Annotated in this window: 20 protein-coding genes; 11 read left to right on the top strand and 9 right to left on the bottom strand. The window is 64.6% G+C overall.

Features of this window, described 5'->3' with window-relative positions; genetic code table 11:
* Positions 1-58 precede the first annotated feature (58 nt).
* Positions 59-256 carry a hypothetical protein gene (locus JQ587_RS05045; protein ID WP_212300857.1) on the top strand — a complete coding sequence of 66 codons (198 nt, stop codon included), beginning with the start codon at positions 59-61 and terminating at the stop codon, positions 254-256.
* 196 nt (positions 257-452) lie between these two features.
* Positions 453-887: a hypothetical protein gene (locus tag JQ587_RS05040; RefSeq protein ID WP_212424572.1), complete on the top strand. Its 435-nt coding sequence runs from the start codon at positions 453-455 to the stop codon at positions 885-887.
* 10 nt (positions 888-897) lie between these two features.
* Here the strand turns inward: JQ587_RS05040 and JQ587_RS05035 are convergent, their stop codons facing one another.
* From JQ587_RS05035 to JQ587_RS05020, 4 genes are all read right to left on the bottom strand, one after another.
* Positions 898-3,195 carry a ComEC/Rec2 family competence protein gene (locus tag JQ587_RS05035; RefSeq protein WP_212424571.1) on the bottom strand — a complete coding sequence of 766 codons (2,298 nt, stop codon included), beginning with the start codon at positions 3,193-3,195 and terminating at the stop codon, positions 898-900.
* Positions 3,196-3,291: 96 nt separating this feature from the next.
* On the bottom strand, positions 3,292-3,525 hold the full coding sequence (locus JQ587_RS05030) for a DUF2171 domain-containing protein (protein WP_057756031.1): 234 nt from the start codon (positions 3,523-3,525) through the stop codon (positions 3,292-3,294).
* A 123-nt stretch (positions 3,526-3,648) separates the two neighbouring features.
* Complete coding sequence (locus tag JQ587_RS05025) at positions 3,649-4,035, bottom strand: nuclear transport factor 2 family protein (protein ID WP_212424570.1); 387 nt, start codon at positions 4,033-4,035, stop codon at positions 3,649-3,651.
* Between the two features lie 9 nt (positions 4,036-4,044).
* On the bottom strand, positions 4,045-5,721 hold the full coding sequence (locus JQ587_RS05020; protein WP_212424569.1) for a glutamine--tRNA ligase/YqeY domain fusion protein: 1,677 nt from the start codon (positions 5,719-5,721) through the stop codon (positions 4,045-4,047).
* A 155-nt stretch (positions 5,722-5,876) separates the two neighbouring features.
* Between JQ587_RS05020 and gltX the strand changes: the two genes are divergently transcribed.
* The 9 genes from gltX (at position 5,877) to JQ587_RS04975 (ending at position 15,892) form a co-directional block, all read left to right on the top strand.
* Complete coding sequence (gene gltX / locus JQ587_RS05015) at positions 5,877-7,304, top strand: glutamate--tRNA ligase (RefSeq protein ID WP_212424568.1); 1,428 nt, start codon at positions 5,877-5,879, stop codon at positions 7,302-7,304.
* A 147-nt stretch (positions 7,305-7,451) separates the two neighbouring features.
* Positions 7,452-8,756, top strand: a complete 1,305-nt coding sequence (gene gltA / locus JQ587_RS05010) for a citrate synthase (protein WP_212300864.1) — start codon at positions 7,452-7,454, stop codon at positions 8,754-8,756.
* A 41-nt stretch (positions 8,757-8,797) separates the two neighbouring features.
* The gene (locus JQ587_RS05005; RefSeq protein WP_212424567.1) at positions 8,798-9,574 is read left to right on the top strand and encodes a hypothetical protein; all 777 of its coding nucleotides are present in this window, start codon (positions 8,798-8,800) and stop codon (positions 9,572-9,574) included.
* Between the two features lie 129 nt (positions 9,575-9,703).
* A complete protein-coding gene (locus tag JQ587_RS05000) occupies positions 9,704-10,882 on the top strand; it encodes an ROK family transcriptional regulator (RefSeq protein WP_212424743.1) in 1,179 nt (392 codons plus the stop codon).
* A 57-nt stretch (positions 10,883-10,939) separates the two neighbouring features.
* Positions 10,940-12,226 carry an ABC transporter substrate-binding protein gene (locus JQ587_RS04995; protein ID WP_212300865.1) on the top strand — a complete coding sequence of 429 codons (1,287 nt, stop codon included), beginning with the start codon at positions 10,940-10,942 and terminating at the stop codon, positions 12,224-12,226.
* On the top strand, positions 12,223-13,152 hold the full coding sequence (locus JQ587_RS04990; protein ID WP_212300866.1) for a carbohydrate ABC transporter permease: 930 nt from the start codon (positions 12,223-12,225) through the stop codon (positions 13,150-13,152). The genes JQ587_RS04995 and JQ587_RS04990 overlap by 4 nt, the downstream gene beginning before the upstream one ends.
* On the top strand, positions 13,145-14,002 hold the full coding sequence (locus JQ587_RS04985; RefSeq protein WP_212424566.1) for a carbohydrate ABC transporter permease: 858 nt from the start codon (positions 13,145-13,147) through the stop codon (positions 14,000-14,002). The genes JQ587_RS04990 and JQ587_RS04985 overlap by 8 nt, the downstream gene beginning before the upstream one ends.
* A gap of 10 nt (positions 14,003-14,012) precedes the next feature.
* Positions 14,013-15,128, top strand: coding sequence for an ABC transporter ATP-binding protein (locus JQ587_RS04980; protein WP_212424565.1), 1,116 nt, complete (start codon positions 14,013-14,015; stop codon positions 15,126-15,128).
* A complete protein-coding gene (locus JQ587_RS04975; RefSeq protein ID WP_212424564.1) occupies positions 15,125-15,892 on the top strand; it encodes an SDR family NAD(P)-dependent oxidoreductase in 768 nt (255 codons plus the stop codon). The genes JQ587_RS04980 and JQ587_RS04975 overlap by 4 nt, the downstream gene beginning before the upstream one ends.
* A gap of 110 nt (positions 15,893-16,002) precedes the next feature.
* On the opposite strand, the gene lpxB is transcribed toward JQ587_RS04975, so the two are convergent.
* From lpxB to lpxD, 5 genes are all read right to left on the bottom strand, one after another.
* Complete coding sequence (gene lpxB / locus JQ587_RS04970; protein WP_212424563.1) at positions 16,003-17,181, bottom strand: lipid-A-disaccharide synthase; 1,179 nt, start codon at positions 17,179-17,181, stop codon at positions 16,003-16,005.
* Positions 17,178-18,038, bottom strand: coding sequence for an LpxI family protein (locus tag JQ587_RS04965; protein ID WP_212424742.1), 861 nt, complete (start codon positions 18,036-18,038; stop codon positions 17,178-17,180). Before JQ587_RS04965 ends, lpxB begins: the two co-directional genes overlap by 4 nt.
* A gap of 19 nt (positions 18,039-18,057) precedes the next feature.
* Entirely contained in the window at positions 18,058-18,849 is a 792-nt protein-coding gene (gene lpxA / locus JQ587_RS04960; protein WP_212424562.1) for an acyl-ACP--UDP-N-acetylglucosamine O-acyltransferase, read from the bottom strand.
* A 192-nt stretch (positions 18,850-19,041) separates the two neighbouring features.
* On the bottom strand, positions 19,042-19,503 hold the full coding sequence (gene fabZ / locus JQ587_RS04955; protein WP_036010015.1) for a 3-hydroxyacyl-ACP dehydratase FabZ: 462 nt from the start codon (positions 19,501-19,503) through the stop codon (positions 19,042-19,044).
* A complete protein-coding gene (gene lpxD / locus JQ587_RS04950; RefSeq protein WP_212424561.1) occupies positions 19,500-20,567 on the bottom strand; it encodes a UDP-3-O-(3-hydroxymyristoyl)glucosamine N-acyltransferase in 1,068 nt (355 codons plus the stop codon). The genes fabZ and lpxD overlap by 4 nt, the downstream gene beginning before the upstream one ends.
* Positions 20,568-20,630 lie beyond the last annotated feature (63 nt).

Genomic DNA, 20,630 nt, shown 5'->3' with positions numbered 1-20,630 from the left:
TACGCCGCAACGAAGCACGCGTCGCTTCGCAGGCCTTTGAGAGACCGAGGAGACAACCATGCGCAAGATCATTTTGAGCACCGTCGCGATGGCGCTGATCGCAGCATCAGCGTCGCAGGCCTTGGCTGCGCAGCACCACGCCCGCAAGGCACCGCAGGCGACGAGCGAGCAATTCCGCAATGCCCGCAACGCCGTCGAGCAGCCGTCGCAACCGGGCTGGCAATATTCGGGCTGGTCGGCACCTGCTGGCCGCTGAGGCAACGCGCTCTCCGAATGCGCGAGAGCAAGCTTTGTTCCTCGTGCATTTGAAAAAGATAATGTGATCGCGCGCTGCGGATGCGAGCCGCAGATTTGCCCACAAACAAGCATAAGATCGCAGACTTCCACTCTGATAGGGGCCTGCGCGTCCGAGACAGAGGCGTGGGTCGCTATCCTGATTGAGGAGCACCCCGATGTGTGACTACAGCCTGCACGCTGTCGCGACGCGCCCCGCAGAAGTGGGCGAGACGATCGTCACGACAACCTTCCGCGGCACCTCGACGCGCGGCTTCGCCTCCGAAGCCGACATGTCGGTCGCGGTCTGCCTCCTTCCAGGAACGGAGCTCGCCTTTGCCGACAACGTCCGCTACGATAATCGCTGGATCTGGACCCGCACTGTCAACTCGCGCGTCGGCAAGTTCGGCAAGATCGATCCGCACATTCCCGATCGCCATCACGACGCGATCGAATTCCCCGACGGCAAGTACGTGCTGGTGACGCAGCTGGTCGAAGGCCAGCGCGCGACCGTGCTGCAACTGCCGGTGACCCAGCCGCTCGGCGAACGCGAGCAGAAGCCGCGCGTGATCGCCGACAACCGCACGACGCCCCCGCGTCTGCCGATCGGCTGAGACAACGGCCTTAATCCTCGGCCTGAAGGTCGGCCTCCGATGGTGTTGCGTCTTTGGCGCGCGGAGCTGTCGATCGTGGCATGAGGGTCTGTTCGAATTCTCCATCGCCGGCCGCCGCCGGCGACCAGGGGCGATTTGCGCCCCTCGCCTTCACCGCCGCAATCGCAAAACCGTCACCACGCTGCGTCAGCGCCAGTGCACCCTGACGCGCAAGACGCGGCCGATCGACCACCATCGCAGCGCAATCCGGCGGCGCGGGCCTGGCTGTCACCACCAGCGCGGCACGGCTGCAATCGTCGGCCAGCGCGTCGATGCGCAGCGCCAGCGCAATCATGCGGCCGTCGGCGAGCGGCGTCACGCAACCGATTTCGTCGCAGGACACGCCGTCACCGAGCGAGGCGCTGCCGGCATCGCGCGGATCGGCGTCCGCAGCTAGCCATTCCTTCAGCAGGAAATTGTCCTTGCTGGTCCTGATCAGATGCAGCTGCCCGTCCCTGCCCCGCACCGCGACGCTTTGACCGTTACCGGCGATGAGGATGTCGGGCTGACGGACCGACAGACCCCAGACGGCAGCTGCCATGAGCACGAACGCGCCCGACCAGCGCAGCGGAGTGCGCAACAGACCCAATAGGATGAGGCCGAGGCTGGCAGCGATCAGCGGCGCGGTACCGAAGGCTGCGATGTGGCCGACCGCGCCTGGCAGCGCGGCCACCCAGCGCGACACCGCCACCATCCAGTCGATGCCGATCCCCATCAGCCACCAGAACACGCCGTCGAGCCCGAACGGTGCCGCGAGCAATCCCAACAGCCCGGCCGGCATCACCAGCGCCGAGACCACCGGCATGGCGCCGAGATTGGCGAGCACGCCGTAGGGCGTGACGCGATGGAAATGGAAGGCGGCATAGGGCGTGGTCGCGAGCCCCGCGATCATCGAGGCCATGAACAGCATCGCGATCTCGCGGCCGCCCCACAGCGCGATCCGCGCGGTCGCCGAATGATCCGGCGAAGCAAACAGGTTCGGCATACCGATCTGCACCAGCGCCACCAGCCCAAGCGTCGCCGCGAACGACATCTGGAAACTCGGATGGACGAGCGCCTCCGGCGCAACCGCAAGCACGATCAAAGCCGCCACGGCCAGGGTGCGGAACGTGATGGCGCGGCGATCGACCATCACGGCGATCAGCACCACCGCGGTCATGAAGAACGATCTCTGCGTTGCGACCTCCGCGCCGGAGAGCAGCAGATAGAATGCGGATGCGATGAGCGCCGCGGCGGCCGACCATTTCTTGATTGCGAAGCCGACCGCCAGTCCCGGGATCAGGGCCAGCAGCGCGCGGACTGCGAAGAAGACGACGCCGGCGACGACGGCCATGTGATAGCCGGAGATCGACAGCACATGGCCGAGACCGGAGATGAACATCGCGTCGTTGACGGGCGTGGTGATTGCATCGCGGCGGCCGGTCAGAAGCGCGGTGGCGATCGCGCGCTTGTCGCCGTCGAGCACAGAGCGAATGCGCGCATCGATCGCATCGCGCAGGCCCTGCATGACGGCCGCGTAGCGCAACTGCAGGCCACCGGCAGCGGGCGGCGCCGACACGGTGATCGCCCCCATTGCGAAACCGGAGGCGCCGATGCCTTGGAAAAACATATCGCGCGAGAAATCATAGCTGCCCGGCCGCAATGGTGCGAGCGGCGGCATCAGCCGCGCTTTCAACTGCACGAAGCTGCCGACGTCGGGCGCCGTCCCCTTGCGCACGGAGAGACGGACGCGATCGAGCTTCACGTCGCTGCGCTGCGCCTCCATCGCGGTGACGCGCAGCACGAACCGATCGGTTCGTTCGCGGATGTCGCGAGTCTCGACGAAGCCCGATAGCGACACCGAATAGAGCGGCTTCGCGAGCACGGCATGTTCGATGCGTGCCGTCTTCCACGTTGCCATGGCAAAGCCGGCCGCGACCGCCGCGGTCATGATCGCAGGCGCAAACAGCCGGCTCCGCCGCAACAGCACCGCGCCGATCGTGAGTGCCGCCGCCGTCGTGGCGGCGACCCACAGCACCGGCTCATGATCAGCGGCGAAGTAGAGCGCGATGCCACAGCCGAAAGCGATGGGCACCCAAGGGAACAACCGCCCAGCGCCGGCCTCGGCGCGCACCCATTCGCGCAGCGTCCCAACGATCGAAGGCCAGACGTCAAAACCTGCCGGCACAAGGCCGCCGGCCGACGCGGTCCGGCCAGTCGGCCAGGTCCCTGCAATCGGCGTCCCGGCGATCCCCTGCGAGGCGCGCTGTGGCCGGCCCGGCTCCGCCATTCCTGAGCAACCCTGCGATACGCGACGGGGTCAGAAGCTACCGGAACGTGCAGCCCGTCGAATAGCGGTACAGATCGAGAACGAGGGGCCGCAGCCCTACTTTTCCTCTTCCATCGTCACGGCGACATCCGCCTTGGCCGATAGCCGGACCTTGTTGCCCTCGACACCGGCGACCAGGCCCTTGTCGATGAAATGGTGGTGACCCCTGTGGCTGCCCTCGCCGCTGTCCTTCTTGGTCAGCTTGATGCGATTGCCTTCGACCTTGTCGACCGTGCCGACATGGACGCCGTCGGCACCGATGACTTCCATGTGTTCTGCGATGTTCTGCATGGCGGGATCCCATTGGTTGGATCCACATCAACGCCGGGGGAGCTCGTTCGTTTCTATCGTCATTCCGGGGCGCGCCACTTGGCGCGAGCCCGGAATGACGAAACTGATGTGCTAGCACCTACGTCAAATCAGCGGCGCCTTCGCCGAAGCGTGGTGATTGACGATCTTCCAGTCGCCATCTTCGCGAATGATGACCCAGCTCATCTTGACCACGAGATCCGGCCGCTCCCCGGCGAGATCAAATGAGATGGTCGCGCCCATGTTGATCAGATCCGGCCCCGCGTGCGCCGCCTGCACCTCGGAAAACACCGCGCTCGGCTTGTGCCAACGCGGCAGGCCGTTGAAATAGTCGGCAGCGCCATCCCTGCCCCGATAGAGTTTTGGATTGGAGCCGAAGAAGAACGCGTTCTTGGAGTACAGCGACGACAGCGCGGCCGCATCGAGCGTCGCGAAGCCGGCGCACCATTTCGCGATGATGGCGGAAACGATGGCGTCGGCTCCGTCCTGCATGGCCTTTCCTCAGCCCTTGGCAACTTCCTTCGCGAAGGTATCGCGCAGACCGATGGTGCGCGAGAACACCGGCTTGCCCGGCGTCGAGTCCTTGTCGCGCACGAAGTAGCCCTGGCGCTCGAACTGCATCGGCTCGGTCGAATTGCTCTCGGCGACCGATGCCTCGATCCGCGCGTCCGACAGGATCTCCAGCGACTGCGGATTGAGATCGGCGGCGAAGTTCGAGGCGTCCGGGCTCGGGTTGGCAAAGAGCTGGTTGTAGATGCGGATCTCCGCGGGCACCGAATTCGCCGCCGGCAGCCAGTGCATGGTCGCCTTGACCTTGCGGCCGTCGGGCGCATTGCCGCCCTTGGTCGCGGGATCGTAGCTGCAGCGCAGCTCCACCACCTCGCCCTTGTCGTTCTTGATCACGCCGGTGCACTTGACGAAATAGGCGTAGCGCAGCCGCACCTCATTGCCCGGCGACAGGCGGAAGAACTTCTTGGGCGGATTCTCCATGAAGTCGTCCTGCTCGATATAGAGCTCGCGGCCAAACGTGATCTTGCGCGTACCGGCGGAGGGATCATCCGGGTGATTGATCGCCTCGAGCTCCTCGGTCTGCCCTTCCGGATAGTTCTCGATCACCACCTTGAGCGGCCGCAGCACGCCCATGCGCCGCTGCGAGCTGCGGTTCAGCTCCTCGCGGATGCAGAACTCCAGCATGCCGACATCGACCACGCTGTTGGCCTTGGCGACGCCGATGCGCTTGACGAATTCACGGAGCGCGGCCGGCGGCACGCCGCGGCGGCGCATGCCCGCCATGGTCGGCATGCGCGGATCGTCCCAGCCCGCGACATGGCCGTCGCGAACGAGCTGGGTCAGCACGCGCTTGGACAGCAGCGTGTAGGTCAGGTTCAGCCGCGCGAACTCGTACTGGTGCGGCTTGGACGGCACCGGCAGCTTCTCGATGAACCAGTCATAGAGCGGCCGATGATCCTCGAACTCCAGCGTGCAGATCGAGTGCGTGATGCCCTCGATCGCGTCCGACTGGCCGTGGGCATAGTCGTAGCTCGGATAGATGTGCCACTTGGTCCCGGTGCGCGGATGATGCGCATGCAGGATGCGGTACAGCACGGGGTCACGCAGATTGATGTTGCCCGCGCTCATGTCGATCTTGGCCCTGAGCACGCGCGCGCCGTTCGGGAATTCGCCGGCTTTCATGCGGCGGAACAGGTCGAGGTTTTCGTCCACGCTGCGGTCGCGGAACGGCGAATTCTTGCCGGGTTCGGTCAGCGTGCCGCGCGAGAGGCGGATCTCCTCCTGGGTCTGGTCGTCGACATAGGCGAGCCCGTCGCGGATCAGCTTCTCCGCCCATTCATAGAGCCGCTCGAAATAGTCCGAGGCGAAGAACAGATTCTTGCCCCAGTCGAAGCCGAGCCAGCGCACGTCGGCCTGGATGGAATCGATATATTCCTGCTCTTCCTTGACCGGATTGGTGTCGTCGAAGCGCAGATGGCAGCGGCCTGGAAACTCCTGGGCGATGCCGAAATTGAGGGCGATCGACTTGGCGTGGCCGATATGCAGGTAGCCGTTCGGCTCCGGTGGGAACCGGGTCACGATCTCCTTGTACCTGGCCTGATCGAGGTCAGCCTGGATGATGTCACGAATGAAATCGCGCCCAACCTCAGTCGCCACCGGTTCTGTCATTACGAAAATCCTGTAGGGAAATCAGCGGCCCTTCTGCCAAATTCGCGTCGCCGAGCCAAGTGTTAAGCGAGGCTGCAAGCCATCCGCCGCCGGGCTTTAGTTATGTCCCGTTCCTGCTATACACCACCGCTTCCAATGCATAGGCCCTGCCAAGAATGACCGATTCCGTCGTCACGCGCTTCGCTCCCTCGCCGACCGGCTTCCTCCATATCGGGGGCGCCCGCACGGCGCTGTTCAACTGGCTCTATGCGAAGAAGCACGGCGGCAAGATGCTGCTCCGGATCGAGGACACCGACCGCGAGCGCTCCACCGAGGCCGCGATCGGCGCCATCCTCGACGGGCTGAAATGGCTCGAGCTCGGCTGGGATGGCGACGTCATCTACCAGTTCAGGCGCGCCGCCCGCCACCGCGAGGTAGCCGAGCAGCTGCTCGCCGACGGCAAGGCCTACCGCTGCTACGCCACCGCTGAAGAGCTCACCGCGATGCGCGAGAAGGCGCGCGCAGAGGGCCGCACCCGCCTCTATGACGGCATGTGGCGCGACCGTGATCCCGCAACCGCACCGTCCGACGTCAAGCCGACCATTCGGCTCCGTGCGCCGCAGACCGGCGAGACTGTGATCGAGGACCAAGTTCAGGGCCGCGTGGTCTGGCAGAACGAGAACCTCGATGACCTCGTCCTTCTGCGCGGCGATGGCAACCCGACGTATATGCTCGCGGTGGTCGTGGACGACCACGACATGGGCGTCACCCACGTCATCCGCGGCGACGACCATCTGATCAATGCCGCGCGCCAGAAGCAGATCTACGATGCGATGGGCTGGGCGCTGCCGAACATGTCGCACATCCCCCTGATCCACGGCCCGGACGGCTCGAAACTCTCCAAGCGCCACGGCGCGCTCGGCGTCGATGCCTATCGCGCAATGGGATACCTCCCGGCCGCGCTTCGCAACTACCTCGTCCGCCTCGGCTGGAGCCACGGCGATCAGGAAATCTTCTCCACCGAGGAGATGATCGCGGCGTTCGACCTCGCCAATGTCGGCCGCGCTGCCGCTCGCTTCGACTTCGCCAAGCTGGAGAACCTCAACGGCCACTACATCCGTCACGCCGACGATCAATCGCTCGTGAAGATGTTCGAGGACGTGCTCGACCACGTCGTGCCCGCGCGCGCCGAGATTAAGGCCAAGTTAAGCGACACCACGCGCGCCCAGCTTCTCAAGGCCATGCCGGCCCTGAAGGAGCGCGCCAAGACGCTGATCGAGCTGATCGACGGCGCCTATTTCATCTTCGCCGAGCGGCCGTTGCAGCTCGATCCCAAGGCAGCAGCGCTGCTGACGCCGGAAAACCGCAAGCTGATCGGCCAGCTTCATTCCGCGCTGGAGAAAGTTGAGACCTGGAGCGGCGGCGCCACGGAGGCTGCGCTGCGCGCTTTTGCCGAGGAAAATAGTCTCAAGCTCGGCGCCGTCGCCCAGCCGCTGCGGGCCGCGCTGACCGGCCGCACCACATCGCCTGGTATATTTGAGGTTTTGGACGTGCTCGGGCGCCAGGAAAGCCTCGCCCGGCTGAAGGATCAATCTACGACGTAAGTCGACCATGCGTGCGGGTGATCTTGCAGCGCACACAGCAATAATATACCCATCTCCCCCGTACATTCTGGAACATCCGGCCTGCCCCATTTTCTCCCTTGGGGGACTCCGGCTCCGGCCCGTTTCACCACACATCGGGGACCTACGATGGACGCAAAACCAAGCAATAAGACCGCCACGCTGACGGTCGGAAACAAGAATTACGATCTTCCGATTTACAGCGGCAGCGTCGGACCTGATGTCGTCGATATCGGCAAGCTGTACGGCCAGTCCGGCCTGTTCACCTACGATCCCGGCTTTACCTCCACCGCGAGCTGCCAGTCCAAGATCACCTATATCGACGGTGATGCGGGCGTGCTGGAATACCGCGGCTATCCGATCGAGCAGCTCGCCGAGAACGGCGACTTCCTCGAGACCTGCTATCTGCTGCTCTACGGGAACCTGCCGACAGCAGCGCAGAAGAAGGATTTCGACGACCGCGTGACCCGTCACACGATGGTGCACGAGCAGATGGCCCGCTTCTTCCAGGGCTTCCGTCGTGACGCTCACCCGATGGCCGTCATGGTCGCTTCGGTCGGCGCGCTCGCCGCGTTCTATCACGACTCGACCGACATCAACGATCCGAAGCAGCGCATGATCGCTTCCATGCGCATGATCGCGAAGATCCCGACGCTCGCCGCGATGGCCTACAAGTACACGGTCGGTCAGCCCTTCGTGTATCCGAAGAACTCGCTCACCTTCGCCGAGAACTTCCTCAACATGTGCTTCGCGGTGCCGTGCGAGGAGTACAAGATCAACCCGGTGCTGGCTGACGCGCTGGACAAGATCTTCATCCTGCACGCCGACCACGAGCAGAACGCCTCGACCTCGACGGTGCGTATCGCCGGCTCCTCGGGCGCCAACCCGTTCGCCTGCATCGCCGCCGGCATCGCCTGCCTCTGGGGCCCGGCGCATGGCGGCGCCAACGAAGCCGCACTGGCAATGCTTGCCGAGATCGGCTCCGTGGACAAGATCCCCGAGTTCATCGCCAAGGTGAAGGACAAGAACTCCGAAGTCCGCCTGATGGGCTTCGGTCATCGCGTCTACAAGAACTACGATCCGCGCGCCAAGATCATGCAGAAGATGTGTCACGCCGTTCTCAAGGAGACCGGCCATGGCGACGATCCGATGCTGAAGGTGGCGCTCGAGCTCGAGAAGATCGCGCTCAGCGACCAGTACTTCATCGACCGCAAGCTCTACCCGAACGTCGACTTCTATTCGGGCATCACGCTGAAGGCGATGGGCTTCCCGGTCTCGATGTTCACCGTGCTGTTCGCGGTCGCCCGCACCGTCGGTTGGATCAGCCAGTGGAGCGAGATGATCGAGGATCCGCAGCAGAAGATCGGCCGTCCGCGCCAGCTCTACACCGGCGTCACCCGCCGCGACTACGTCGCGATGAAGGATCGCAAGTAAGTCTGCAAACGACACGACTCACAAGACGGCGCCATCTCACGATGGCGCCGTTTTTGTTTGGCAAGACGCCAGACAGACGGAGCAAAGCACGGGGCAAGCGGATGCGGATCACGAACCCGGTGGATGGATGGTTGCAGGTCACAGCCTGCTCGCCATTCCCCGACGCGGCCGGCGAGATGGTTCTTTACCCCAAATGCGACATTGACGGGGTGATCACTGCAGAGCGCCTGGCCGCGACGGCCGTGCGGTACAACGGTTACGACGTGCCCAAGCCGAAATGGCCGCGCCCGGGGATGACGCTTCCCGTCACCGTGGACCTGGCTGCCCCCTCGCGGTTCAGGATTGAATGGGATCTGGTGCCGACCGAACCAGAGGCCGCCGAACGGCTCGCCGCGCATTTGCGCCGCGAGCCAACGGGCGCGGAGCAGACCGACACGCCCGGCCGCCATCCCTTTCCCCGCACCTGGCGCGAGGTCGAGCACGCAGCGCCATCGCCGGCGCTGGTCAACGGCCTCACGCCGCAACAGACTGAGATCGCGCTCGCCGGCGGCGCCGCGGCCCTCGGCCTGGTGCCCGCCACGGCGATGGTGTTGGCTGCACACGAGGTGCAACCGAGCAGCGCGCCGGGCGGGACATGGAACATTGCCGTCCGGGTAAACGACCCCAACGGCGGACCAGGCTGGGAAGCGGTCACGCGCATGTCGTTCAGCAGTTCAAGCCGCCGCGAAAGCCGCGCCGCGCCAGGCAGCGAGTTGCCCGTTCTGGTTGACCCAGACAACCACAAACGGATCATCGTCGACGTCACGCGTTTGTCGTGAGCAGTGTCGCACGCTCCGATCTTGCTGCCGCGCACAACAACAAGTCCATGCATCGCGCCGACGAGCGCTTGACAGACGAAACGCTCCGCGCGCAAATTCTTACACTAAGTAAGAATGACGACGACAGGGATGGAAATGCCGGAGCAGCCGAGAAGTCGGCGGCAGACGCGCGCTGCCATTTTGACTCACTTGCTGCAGTCGGGCGGCTCGTTCCGGCCGCCGCTGGCGAGAGCCGTACGCCTGTCGGAAGCGAGCCTGTCGCGCATCCTGTTTGACCTGAAGGCCGAAGGCCTGATCGAGGAAGTGCGGCGCCCTGCCCCTTATGTCGGCGGCCCGACGGGTCTCGTTTCACTTGACGACAGCGTGGCGCTTGGGGCGCTCGAGCTGACCAGCCAATGGCTCAGCGTCGGCGTGGGCAGTCTGTCTGGCGAGCTGCATTACACCGAGCGCGTGCCGCTGCCGAAGAAGCCGACGATCGAATCCGTCGGCCGGGTATTTCGCGAGGCGCTGACATTGCTGCGCGACTGGACGCGCCGCCGCCGGATCGCCCTCGCGCAGGTCGGCATCACCATTCCTGGTCTCGGCCGCCTCAGCGTATCAGGCAATCCGATCATTCCCTGTGACGTCGGACGTATCGGCGACATGTTTGCCGAATTGTTTACGGAGGTGCCAGTCACGTTCACCAACTCGGTGGTGGCACACGCCACCTTTCATCGTTGCCGCACGGAAAACTATCCGTTCAACGACGCACATCTGTTCGTGTTCGTCGGCCAGGGCGTCGCCGGCGCCTGGGTTGACGATCCAATCGAAGACGACGCGCTCGACCCGGTCGAGCTCGGCCATATGGTGTTCGGAACCGATGGCCCTCGCTGCCGCTGCGGTCATCACGGCTGTGTCGAAGCCTATACGTCGCTGCCGGCACTGGCCGACCTGCTACGCGCCACCGAAACGGAATTGCTTCAGCTTGGCCCTGATTGGGTGACCACGATCCCCCTCACATCGCGCGTGCGCCGGGAATTGCGTCAGCGGCTGTTCAGGCTTGGCCTTGCCGTCGGCAACACGCTGAACGTCAAGCCTTGCCGCGGCGTCGTCGTCAGCGGCTGGCCATCGCATCTTGCCGAAGAGGATCGAAAGGCAGTCATCGACGGGATCGACGCCTGCCTGCTGGGCGGCCGGAAGCTGGCGCAGGTGTCGGTCGCCTTCGTGCCGCCCTCGAACGGGAACGACCCGCAGGCAGCCCTCGCCTTCGCCGCGTTCTGCCTGACCAGAAGCGGCGGCATGCCGGCCGCATCGACGGAGGCCGCCTGAAATAATCTGATGTCGCGCGTCTCGCGCCAAAGAGTTCACACCCGGGAGGAACTTGCCATGCCGATCACAACAACAAGGCGTCGTCTGCTCGCTGGATCTGCTGCCGCACTCGCGCTGCCGGCCTTTGCCCGCGCGCAAGGTGCGGTCAAGCCCCGCCTCACCGCGATCTCGCAATGGTCAGCAGGCAGCGACGGCGCGGCGATCACCGCACTCGGCAAGAAATTCGAGGAGAAAGGCGGCGTTTGGCAGCACTCGCCCGTTCCCGGCTTCACCACCGAGATGATGAACAAGCTGCGCGCGCAGATCATCGCAGGCGATCCGCCGGCCTGCTCGCAACTCAAGGGCCCCGAGATTGCGGCCTGGTCGAAGATTGCTCCGACCGTCGATCTTGACGCCGTGGTCGCGGCTGCCGGCTACGAGAAGGTCGTCGCGCCGGACCTTGCAAAATTGCACAAGCCGGGCGGCAAGTGGATTGCCCTGCCGCTGCAGATCTACAGCACCAACATGCTGTTTCTCTCCAAGCGCGGGATGGACAAGGCCAAGGCCGACAAGATTCCCGTCACCTGGGCTGACTTCAATGCACTTGCCGAGAAGATGAAATCGGCCGGCATGGCTTATCCCCTCGCCAATGGTGGCACCCGTCCCGATGACGGGCAAAAATTCGAGGCCTCCTTCGCCGGCATCAGCCCGACGGCATATCGCGCAGCCATCATGAATCTCGACAAGAAGGCGCTGGAGGGGCCCGAAATCAAGGCAGCCTTCGCACAGACGCGCAAGATCGCCGACTGGTGTGATCCCAATGTCGGCGCGCAGCCTTATGCGGTCAATCTGAAGCGCTTCGTCGACGGCGACATGGGCATGTTGATCAATGGCGGCTGGGCGCAGGGCGTGTTGAAAAACGCCGGTTTCAAGTTTGAGGACTACGTCATCGCTCCGGGCCCCAGCGACAATGGCAAGCCGGTGTTCCTGTTGAATGCCGATGCCTTCATCTTCTGGCAGCGCAAGGAGGCCGATCTGCAGGCCGGCCAAATGTTGATGGCGCAGCTCGTGATGGATCCGGCGATCCAGACCATGTACTCGCAGATCACGGGATCGATCCCCGTGCGCACCGATGTCGATCTGTCCGGTGAAGGCTGGTCGGACGGCCAGCGGCGGACGGCCGCGGCGCTGAAAGACGCCGTCGCCAGCAACCAGGCCGTCCTGAGTGTTGCGCACAACATGGCGCAGGAAAACGGCCTGACCGCCGCGATGATCGACGTCATCACCGAATATGTGAAGAACAAGACGATCAAGCCGGAAGAGGCGGTCACACGCCTCGCCGACGCCGTCGAGGGCGCACGTTGACCGACGTCGCCTCGACAGCAACAGGGCCGGGCCGGTCGGCGACCTCTGAGACGGTGCGCCGGCTGCCCGAATTTCTGATGATCTGGGTGCCGCTGCTACTGTCGGCAGCGCACCTCATTTCGTTTTCGATCTGGACGATCTGGATTTCGTTCACGCCCTCCACCCTCGTTCCGGTCTCGGGCTGGGTGGGCTTGCGCAACTACACCGCGGTTCTCGCGTCGCGGAACTGGCAGGTCGCCTTCGACAATCTGCTGTTGTTTGGCATCGCTTTCGTGCTGCTCAGCTTGATCACCGGCCTGCTGCTCGCGATCCTGCTCGACCAGCGCATTCGCGGCGAGAACGTGCTGCGGACCATCTTCCTCTATCCCTTGGCGGTGTCGTTCGTCGTCACTGGCACGGTCTGGAGCTGGCTGCTCAATCCCGGCATCGGGATCGAGAAGCTCGTCCATGACCTCGGCTGGACCGCTTTCCACTTCGACTGGCTGGTCAACCGCGACATGGCGATCTGGACGATCGTCATCGCTGCGATCTGGCAGTCCTCGGGCTTCGCCATGGCGCTCTTCCTGGCCGGGCTTCGCTCCGTCGATTCCGACATCATCAAGGCCGCGCAGATCGACGGCGCCGGGCCGATCCGAACTTATTGGCGGGTGGTGTTGCCGACGCTCTGGCCGATCACCATCACCGTCATCGTCGTTCAGCTGCAGTTTGCGATCTCGGCGTTCGACCTCGTCCGTGCGCTCACCAACGGCGGGCCCGGGATCGCGACCCAGTTGCCGGCTTTGGTCGTCTACGACCTCATGTTCCAGCGCAGCCAGCTCGGCCGCGGCGCGGCGGCGGCAGTGTTGATGTTGCTCATCCTTCTCGCGGTGCTGCTACCCTACGCAGCGTGGCGCTATCTCCGGCGACGGCGGGCCACCCATGCGTGACCGAGGTTTTGCTCCGAGCCGCATCCTGATTTATGTCATCGTGACATTGTTCGCGGCTGCGTATCTCGCTCCGCTGGTCGTCGTGGTGCTGAACTCGCTCCGGACCAACGAGGAGATTGCGCAGGGGTCGATGATCGGCTGGCCGCAACAACTGGCCTGGAGCAACTACGCCAAGGCCTGGAGCGGGTTCTGCGTTGCCGAGACCTGCGCCGGCATCCGGCCATACATGTTGAACTCCACCCTCATCACGATTCCCGCGACGATCCTCTCCACCCTTCTCGGCGCTGTCGCCGGCTACGCCGTGTCGCTCTGGCGATTCCGCGGCGACAACTGGATCTACGGCATCGTCACCCTCGGCCTCTTCCTCCCCCAGCAGATGCGCCTCTTACCTTGGACCATCGTGCTGCGAGACATCGGCCTCATCAACACGCTGACAGGTCTCGTGCTGATTCACACGATCCAGGGCCTCTCCTTCACCGTGCTGTTCTGCCGAAACTATTACGTCGCCATTCCCCATGAGCTGATCAGGGCCGCGCGCATCGATGGCGCCGGGTTCTTCCGAATCTTCTGGCGCATCATTCTGCCGCTCTCCTCTCCGATCCTGATCGTCACCGTGATCTGGCAGTTCACGCATATCTGGAACGAGTTCCTCTTCGGCGTGACGTTCACGACCGGCCAGCAGCAGCCCGTCACCGCCGCGCTGATCGCACTGTCTGCCGCGGTCGCGGATATCCCGCAGTATGGCGTACAGAGCGCGGCGGTCATCATCGCAGCCCTGCCTACTCTGCTGATCTATCTCTTCGGCGGCAGGTACTTTGTTCGCGGCCTTACCGCCGGCGCGGTGAAATGATGGATTTGTCATGGCAGCACTGAGCATTCGCGCCCTTTCCAAGCGCTACGCCAATCTGGAGGTGCTGAAGGGCATCGATCTCGATATCGAGAGCGGCGAATTCACCGTGCTGGTCGGACCGTCCGGCTGCGGCAAGTCCACGCTGCTCAACATCGTCGCCGGGCTCGATCGCGCCAGCGACGGCACCATCGAGATCGGCGGGCGCGTGGTCAACGACGTCCCGCCCAAGGACCGCGACATCGCCATGGTGTTCCAATCCTACGCGCTCTATCCGTCGATGACGGTGCGCCAGAACATCACCTTCGGCATGGAATGCCGCGGCGTCGCCAAGACGGAGCAGGAGAAGGCGCTGGCGAACGTCGCCAGGCTGTTGCAGATCGAGCCGCTGCTCGGCCGCAAGCCGTCGCAGCTCTCCGGCGGCCAGCGCCAACGCGTGGCGATGGGGCGCGCGCTGGTGCGCGATCCCCTGCTCTTCCTGTTCGACGAGCCGCTCTCCAATCTCGACGCCAAGCTGCGCGTCGAGATGCGGATGGAAATCAAGCGGCTGCACCAGCGGATCGGCGCCACCATCATCTATGTCACCCACGACCAGATCGAGGCGATGACAATGGCAACCCGCATCGCCGTGATGCATCGTGGCGTGGTGCAGCAGTTCGCCGATCCGGACACGGTGTACCGCTATCCCGCCAATCTGTTCGTCGCCCGCTTCATGGGCTCGCCACCGATGAACACGATGCCGGCGCGGCTCGAGGCAGATGGCAGCGGCCCTGTGGTGGTGATCGGCGCAGGCCGGCCGGACGAGGTCCGCCTGCGCCTGCAGGGCTACGACGCCGCCGTGTCCTATGTCGGCCGCGAGGTGGTGCTCGGAATCAGGCCGGAATGCATCGCCGAGGGGGACCGCGTGTTCTCCGGCGCCGTTGGCGCGCCCGTCATCGTCACCGCGCCGGTCGAGCTGGTCGAGCCCACAGGCGCGGAGACCATCGTCCTGCTGCGGCTTGGCGGCGAGCCTGCTCAGGCGCGCATCTCGCCGGATATCCGGCCCACGCCGGGCGCCACCGCTACCTTTGCGCTGGATACCCGGCGCATCTGCCTGTTCGACCCCGAGACGGAGCGACTGATCGCATGACCAAGACGAGCTATGCCGGCCTCGCGGATCGCGTGGTGCTGATCACCGGAGGCGCCAGCGGCATCGGCGCAGCCATTGTGCGAGCCTTTGCCGCTCAGGGCTCCCGCGTCGCCTTCCTCGACATCGATACGCAGGCCGGCGAAGCGCTGGCGCAGGAGGTCGCAAAAACCTCCGGCACCGCACCGTTGTTCGTACCTTGCGACCTCCTCGACGTCGACGCCTTGCGCATCGCACTGGCGAAGGTCCACGCAGCGCTCGGCGATGCCGCGGTGCTCGTCAACAACGCGGCCAATGACCAGCGCCAGGTGCTGGCCGACGTGACGCCGGCGGACTTCGACTGGATGATCGGAGTCAATTTCAAGCACGTCTTCTTCGCCGCGCAAGCCGTGGTGCCGCAGATGCAGGCGCGCGGCGGCGGCTCGATCATCAACATGTCCTCGGTGGCCTGGATGCGCGGCGCACCGGCGCTGCCGGTCTACGCCGCAGCCAAGGCTGCGATCGTCGGCTTCACCAATTCGCTGGGCCGCAAGTTCGGCGCCGACCGCATCCGCGTCAACGCGATCGCGCCGGGGATGGTGATCACCGAGCGGCAGCGCCGGCTGTGGTTTCCGAATGAGCAAGCCATCACCGAGCTACGAACGCGCCAGGCCATTCCCGATGCAGTGACGCCCGACGACATCGCTGACATGGCGCTGTACCTCGCCTCCGACGCGAGCCAGCGCATCACATGCCAGTGTTTCCGGGTCGACGGCGGGCTAGCCTAACGGCACGGGAAGTATCGTAGGATGGGCAAAGCGATAGCGTGCCCACCACCTGTCTGCAGTAGAGAAAAATCGTGGGCACGCTTCGCTTTGCCCCTCGACAGGATCGTCTTTTAACGTCGGCTTTTCCGCATCGTTGCAAGCACGATGTCGGCGGCGAGTACGCTCGGTGATTTGTTGCCGGTCGACATGATGGTGTCGAGCTGCGCAAAGGCTTCGACCTGTTGCCGGCGCATCGGCGTGTCCGCCAGCACTTCGGACAGGGCAGCCGCAAGCTTCTCCGGCGTGCAGTCCTCCTGCAAATATTCAGGGATCACGTCCTTGCCGATCACGAGATTGGCGAGGATCACCGAGGATACCTGGATCGCGCGGCGCAGGATGAAGGCCTCCATCGCGCCGACACGATAGGCCGTTACCATCGGAATACCCGACAGCGCCAGCTCCAGCGTCACGGTGCCGGACTTCGCCAGCGCTGCGCGCGCGATCCGGAACGCGGCGCGCCTCTCGCTTTCGCCGACCACGATTTGCGGCTTGACCGGCCAGCGCGCCACGCCCGCGCGGACGGTGGCTTCGAGATGCGACATGGTCGGCAACATCAATTCGAACGCGCGGCCCTCGGCCTGCAGCCGGCCGAGCGCTGCACCGAACAGGTCCAGATGGTGCCGGATCTCGCTGCGACGGCTGCCCGGCAGCACCAGCAGCACCGGCGGCTCGCTGTCGCGGCGCTTTTGCTCGTCTGGGCTCGGCCGCAGCGAGGGCAATTGCTCGATCAAGGGATGGCCGACATAGCTGCAGGGCGGCCCCTTCAGCTTGCGGTACTCCTCCGGCTCGAACGGCAGCAGACCGAGCACGTGATCGACATAGCCGAGCATGGCGCGCGCCCGGCCCGGCCGCCAGGCCCAGACCGAGGGCGAGACGTAGTCGATCACAGGGATTTCCGGATTCTTCGCGCGAACGCGGCGGGCGACGCGGTGGGTGAAATCGGGGCTGTCGATGATGACGAGCGCGTCGGGTGCAGCTTCCGTCACGGCATCCGCGGTCTCGCGGATCAGCCGCAGGATCTTGGGCAGTTGCTGCAGCACCGCGGCGAACCCGACGATCGACAGCTCCTCGATCGGAAACAGCGTCTCGAGGCCCTCGCGCGCCATGGTGCGGCCGCCGACACCTTCGAACTGCACACCGTCGCCAAGACGCTGGCGCAGCACCTTCATCAGCGCCGAGCCGAGCCGGTCGCCGGATTCCTCCGTTGCGATCAGGAAGATCTTTCGCTTGGGATCGCGGGTCTGCATCATGATGCGGGCAGACCGACGACGAAGAGATATTTGGCGTCGGCGCGCGCGATCATCGCCTGCGGCTCGGCAGCGATGGTGTTGCCGGCGATGACGGCGACGCCGGCAAGGCCGGCCTTGGCAACGCCTTCGATCGTGCGCGGGCCGATCGTCGGCAGGTCGAAGCGCAGATCCTGCCCGGTCTTTGGCGCCTTCACCAGCACGCCACGCCCCGTGGCGGCGCGGATACGGCCCTCCTCGCGCAATCGCGCGACCCGCGCCAGCAGCGCATCGGTGCCCTCGATGTCCTCGACCGCCACCACATGACCGTCGATCACCACGGCAGCCTGTCCGATATCGAACGGCCCGAGCGCGGTGAGCACCGCGCGCCCGCGCTCGATGTCGCCCTTGGCATTGTCGGCCGGCCAAGCGCGGCTGATGCAACCCTCGGGCATCAGCAGGTCGGGCGCGACGTCCTTGATGCCGACCATGCGAAAGCCGTCCTGCTCGAGGATCCGCCCAACGCCGGACAACAGATGATCGTCACCGCCACGGAAAGCACGGATGACATTGCCGAGCAGCCGCAGCGTCTTGATGTCGAACCGGATCTCCGTGAGCGAGGGCCGCACCAGCGTGCCGATGAAGATCAGATCGCGGCAGCCCTCCTCGCGGAACAGCCGCATGGCGCGGCCGAGCTGGCCGACCGAGATCCAGCGGTGGCGGAATTTCTCGACCAGCGCCGGGTCGCAGGCGCCGCGAAGCGGAAACAGCACCGGCGTGATGCCGCGCGCGGCGAGCGACTCGGCGACCGCGAACGGCATGGCGCCGCCACCCGCAACCACGCCGACCGGTGATGAAATCCCAGGAGCCGCCGATGTCATGTCCGCGGCCATTGCAGCGTCACTTCTCGATGGAGGGAAGACAGAGCGGACGCTTGCCCTTGCCGATGAAGCCGAGGATTTCGGCGATCGCCGGGTCTTCGCTCTCAAGGGACCGCACCGCCTCCAGCCGTTCGGCGAAGGTGCCGGGGCCATGGAAGAGCTTTTGGTAGAACGCCCGCACGGTCGCAAGCCGTTGCTTGGTGAACTTGCGCCGCTTCATGCCGATCAGGTTGAGGCTCTCCAGCACCGCATATTGGCCGTTGGCGAGCCCGTACGGGATGATGTCGTCGCGCACACCCGACAGACCGCCGACCATCACATAGGAGCCGATGCGGGTGAACTGATGCACTGCGGACAGTCCGCCGATATAGACGGCGTCGCCGATCTCGCAGTGCCCGCCGAGCGTCGCCGAGGTGGCGAAGATCGCGTTGTTGCCGACCATGCAGTCATGGCCGACGTGGCTGTTGTTCATGAAGTAGCCGTCGGTACCGACGCGTGTGTGCCCGCCACCCTTGACCGTACCGACGTTCATCGTCGCGCCTTCGCGGATGATGCAGCCGGAACCGATCTCGAGCGTGGTCGGCTCACCCTTGTAGCTGAGGTCCTGCGGCGCGCCCCCGAGCACCGCGAACGGCGAGATCACGCAATTGTCCCCGACCGATGTATGACCGATGACGGTGACCTGTCCGATCAGCTTGCAATTGGCTCCGATCCGGGTGTTGCGACCGATGATGCAAAACGGCCCGATCTCGGTGCCCTCGCCGATCACGGCGCCGTCTTCCACCCGCGCGGTGGGATCGATCTTACTCATCAAGCGATCTTACTTATCAAGAAGGTCTGACTATGTGTTGAACTTGCTCGGCTTTCCGCTGGTTAGCGCGACTGCGCCCGATCTGTCCAGTGACGTATGATCTCGGCATGTTTCAGATGCCGGCTGAAGCAGCCGTGCCGCTGCATCAACGACCTCATCCAACACTTGAACTTGGGCGCGCGAGAAGCGGCCTCAATCCGTCAGCATCGCGCCGACGTCGGCTTCGGCGACGACCTGACCGTTGACCTTGGCGTCACCGTGAAACCACCACATCGTCTTGCGGCGGCCGAGCGAGCGCATGTGATACTCGATGGTGTCACCGGGCAGCACGGGTTTGCGAAACTTGCATTTGTCGATGGTGAGGAAATACACCGCCCGCGGCTTCTCGGTGCCCTCGACCGACTTGATGCCGATCACGCCGGCGGTCTGCGCCATCGCCTCGATCATCATGACGCCCGGATAGACCGGACGTTCGGGGAAATGCCCCTGGAAGGCCGGCTCGTTGAACGTGACGTTCTTGATGCCAATGCCGCTGTAATCGGCCCGGATGTTGATCACCCGGTCGATCAGCAGCATCGGAAAACGGTGCGGCAGCGTCTGGAGGATCGCATTGATATCCACCAGCTCGAATTTTACAGGTGATTCCGCCGTCATTCCCGTCCCTCGTCCTTCGGATCGGCCTTGCTGTCGCGTACCAGGCGCTCCACCGCGATAATTTCCTTGAACCATTGTTTGGTCGGCTTGGCAAAAAAACCGCCCCAGCGTCCGTTCGGCGGGATGTCGTCCTTGACGCCGCTCATCGCGGTGACCTGGGCCCCGTCACCGATCTTGAGGTGATTGTTGATGCCGACCTTTGCTCCCAGCGCCACGTTATCGCCGATGGTCAGGCTGCCCGCGAGCCCGATCTGGGCCGCCAGCAGGCAGTTCCGGCCGATGGTCACATTGTGGCCGATCTGAACCTGATTGTCGATTTTGGTGCCCTCCCCGATCACGGTGTCGCGCAAGGAGCCGCGATCGATGGTGGTACCAGCGCCCACTTCCACATTGTTCTGGATCAGCACGCGGCCGGTCTGCGGCACTTTCAGATGGCCCTCGGGGCCGAAGAAGATGAAGCCGTAGCCGTCCTGGCCGATCGAGCAGCCGGGATGGATCAGCACGTTGTTGCCGATCAGCGCGCACTGGATGGCGGTGCGGGCGCCGACATTGCAGTCCCGGCCGATCTTGACGCCTGGACCAAGGACCACACCAGCGCCGATCACGGTGCCGCTGCCGATCTCGACATCCGGGCCGATGACGGTCAGCGGCTCGACGATGACGTCGTCCTCCAGCCGCGCCGAGGGATCGATGATGGCCGATGGCGCGATGCCGTCATTGCCGAACCAGGACTGTGGGCGCAGCGCATCGCCATGCCATTCCCGGGCGATCCCAACGAAGGCACGGAACGGCTGCGCCGCCCGCAGCACCGCCACATGCGGGGGCACCTGGGCCTCGAAGCGCGGGCTGACCAGGCAGGCGCCGGCCTTGGTCGCCTTGAGCTCATCGGCATATTTGAGGTTGTCGAAAAATGCCAAATGCATCGGGCCGGCTTCGTCGAGCGAAGCAAGGCCCGTGATGACATGACCGCCCCTAGTGGGGTCGACCAATAGCGCCTTGGTCTGCGCGGCGATGTCGGCCAGCGTTGAGGCCGGCGGCTTTTTGAAGAAGGTCGGCTGCGCCATTCCACCCCGCCGCGGTCCGGCTTCGGCATGAAGCGGTCAGGCCGCATCATGCCTTATCTCATG

Origin of the sequence: Bradyrhizobium manausense (assembly GCF_018130615.1) — a bacterium.
In the GTDB taxonomy this organism is placed as follows: domain Bacteria; phylum Pseudomonadota; class Alphaproteobacteria; order Rhizobiales; family Xanthobacteraceae; genus Bradyrhizobium; species Bradyrhizobium manausense_A.
The sequence above is the reverse complement of the archived record's forward strand: the minus strand, read 5'-3'. Positions and strand labels throughout refer to the sequence as shown.

What these genes read in the sequence shown, in the direction of transcription:
- JQ587_RS04985 (WP_212424566.1), top strand. Translation starts at nt 13,145, where the DNA reads ATGCGTGACCGAGGTTTTGCTCCGAGCCGCATCCTGATTTATGTCATC.
- JQ587_RS04965 (WP_212424742.1), bottom strand. Translation starts at nt 18,038, where the DNA reads ATGACATCGGCGGCTCCTGGGATTTCATCACCGGTCGGCGTGGTTGCG.
- JQ587_RS05030 (WP_057756031.1), bottom strand. Translation starts at nt 3,525, where the DNA reads ATGCAGAACATCGCAGAACACATGGAAGTCATCGGTGCCGACGGCGTC.
- JQ587_RS05040 (WP_212424572.1), top strand. Translation starts at nt 453, where the DNA reads ATGTGTGACTACAGCCTGCACGCTGTCGCGACGCGCCCCGCAGAAGTG.
- lpxD (WP_212424561.1), bottom strand. Translation starts at nt 20,567, where the DNA reads ATGGCGCAGCCGACCTTCTTCAAAAAGCCGCCGGCCTCAACGCTGGCC.
- lpxA (WP_212424562.1), bottom strand. Translation starts at nt 18,849, where the DNA reads ATGAGTAAGATCGATCCCACCGCGCGGGTGGAAGACGGCGCCGTGATC.
- JQ587_RS05045 (WP_212300857.1), top strand. Translation starts at nt 59, where the DNA reads ATGCGCAAGATCATTTTGAGCACCGTCGCGATGGCGCTGATCGCAGCA.
- JQ587_RS04995 (WP_212300865.1), top strand. Translation starts at nt 10,940, where the DNA reads ATGCCGATCACAACAACAAGGCGTCGTCTGCTCGCTGGATCTGCTGCC.
- JQ587_RS04980 (WP_212424565.1), top strand. Translation starts at nt 14,013, where the DNA reads ATGGCAGCACTGAGCATTCGCGCCCTTTCCAAGCGCTACGCCAATCTG.
- JQ587_RS05005 (WP_212424567.1), top strand. Translation starts at nt 8,798, where the DNA reads ATGGCGCCGTTTTTGTTTGGCAAGACGCCAGACAGACGGAGCAAAGCA.
- JQ587_RS05035 (WP_212424571.1), bottom strand. Translation starts at nt 3,195, where the DNA reads ATGGCGGAGCCGGGCCGGCCACAGCGCGCCTCGCAGGGGATCGCCGGG.
- fabZ (WP_036010015.1), bottom strand. Translation starts at nt 19,503, where the DNA reads ATGACGGCGGAATCACCTGTAAAATTCGAGCTGGTGGATATCAATGCG.
- JQ587_RS05025 (WP_212424570.1), bottom strand. Translation starts at nt 4,035, where the DNA reads ATGCAGGACGGAGCCGACGCCATCGTTTCCGCCATCATCGCGAAATGG.
- gltX (WP_212424568.1), top strand. Translation starts at nt 5,877, where the DNA reads ATGACCGATTCCGTCGTCACGCGCTTCGCTCCCTCGCCGACCGGCTTC.
- JQ587_RS05020 (WP_212424569.1), bottom strand. Translation starts at nt 5,721, where the DNA reads ATGACAGAACCGGTGGCGACTGAGGTTGGGCGCGATTTCATTCGTGAC.
- JQ587_RS04975 (WP_212424564.1), top strand. Translation starts at nt 15,125, where the DNA reads ATGACCAAGACGAGCTATGCCGGCCTCGCGGATCGCGTGGTGCTGATC.
- JQ587_RS05000 (WP_212424743.1), top strand. Translation starts at nt 9,704, where the DNA reads ATGGAAATGCCGGAGCAGCCGAGAAGTCGGCGGCAGACGCGCGCTGCC.
- gltA (WP_212300864.1), top strand. Translation starts at nt 7,452, where the DNA reads ATGGACGCAAAACCAAGCAATAAGACCGCCACGCTGACGGTCGGAAAC.
- lpxB (WP_212424563.1), bottom strand. Translation starts at nt 17,181, where the DNA reads ATGATGCAGACCCGCGATCCCAAGCGAAAGATCTTCCTGATCGCAACG.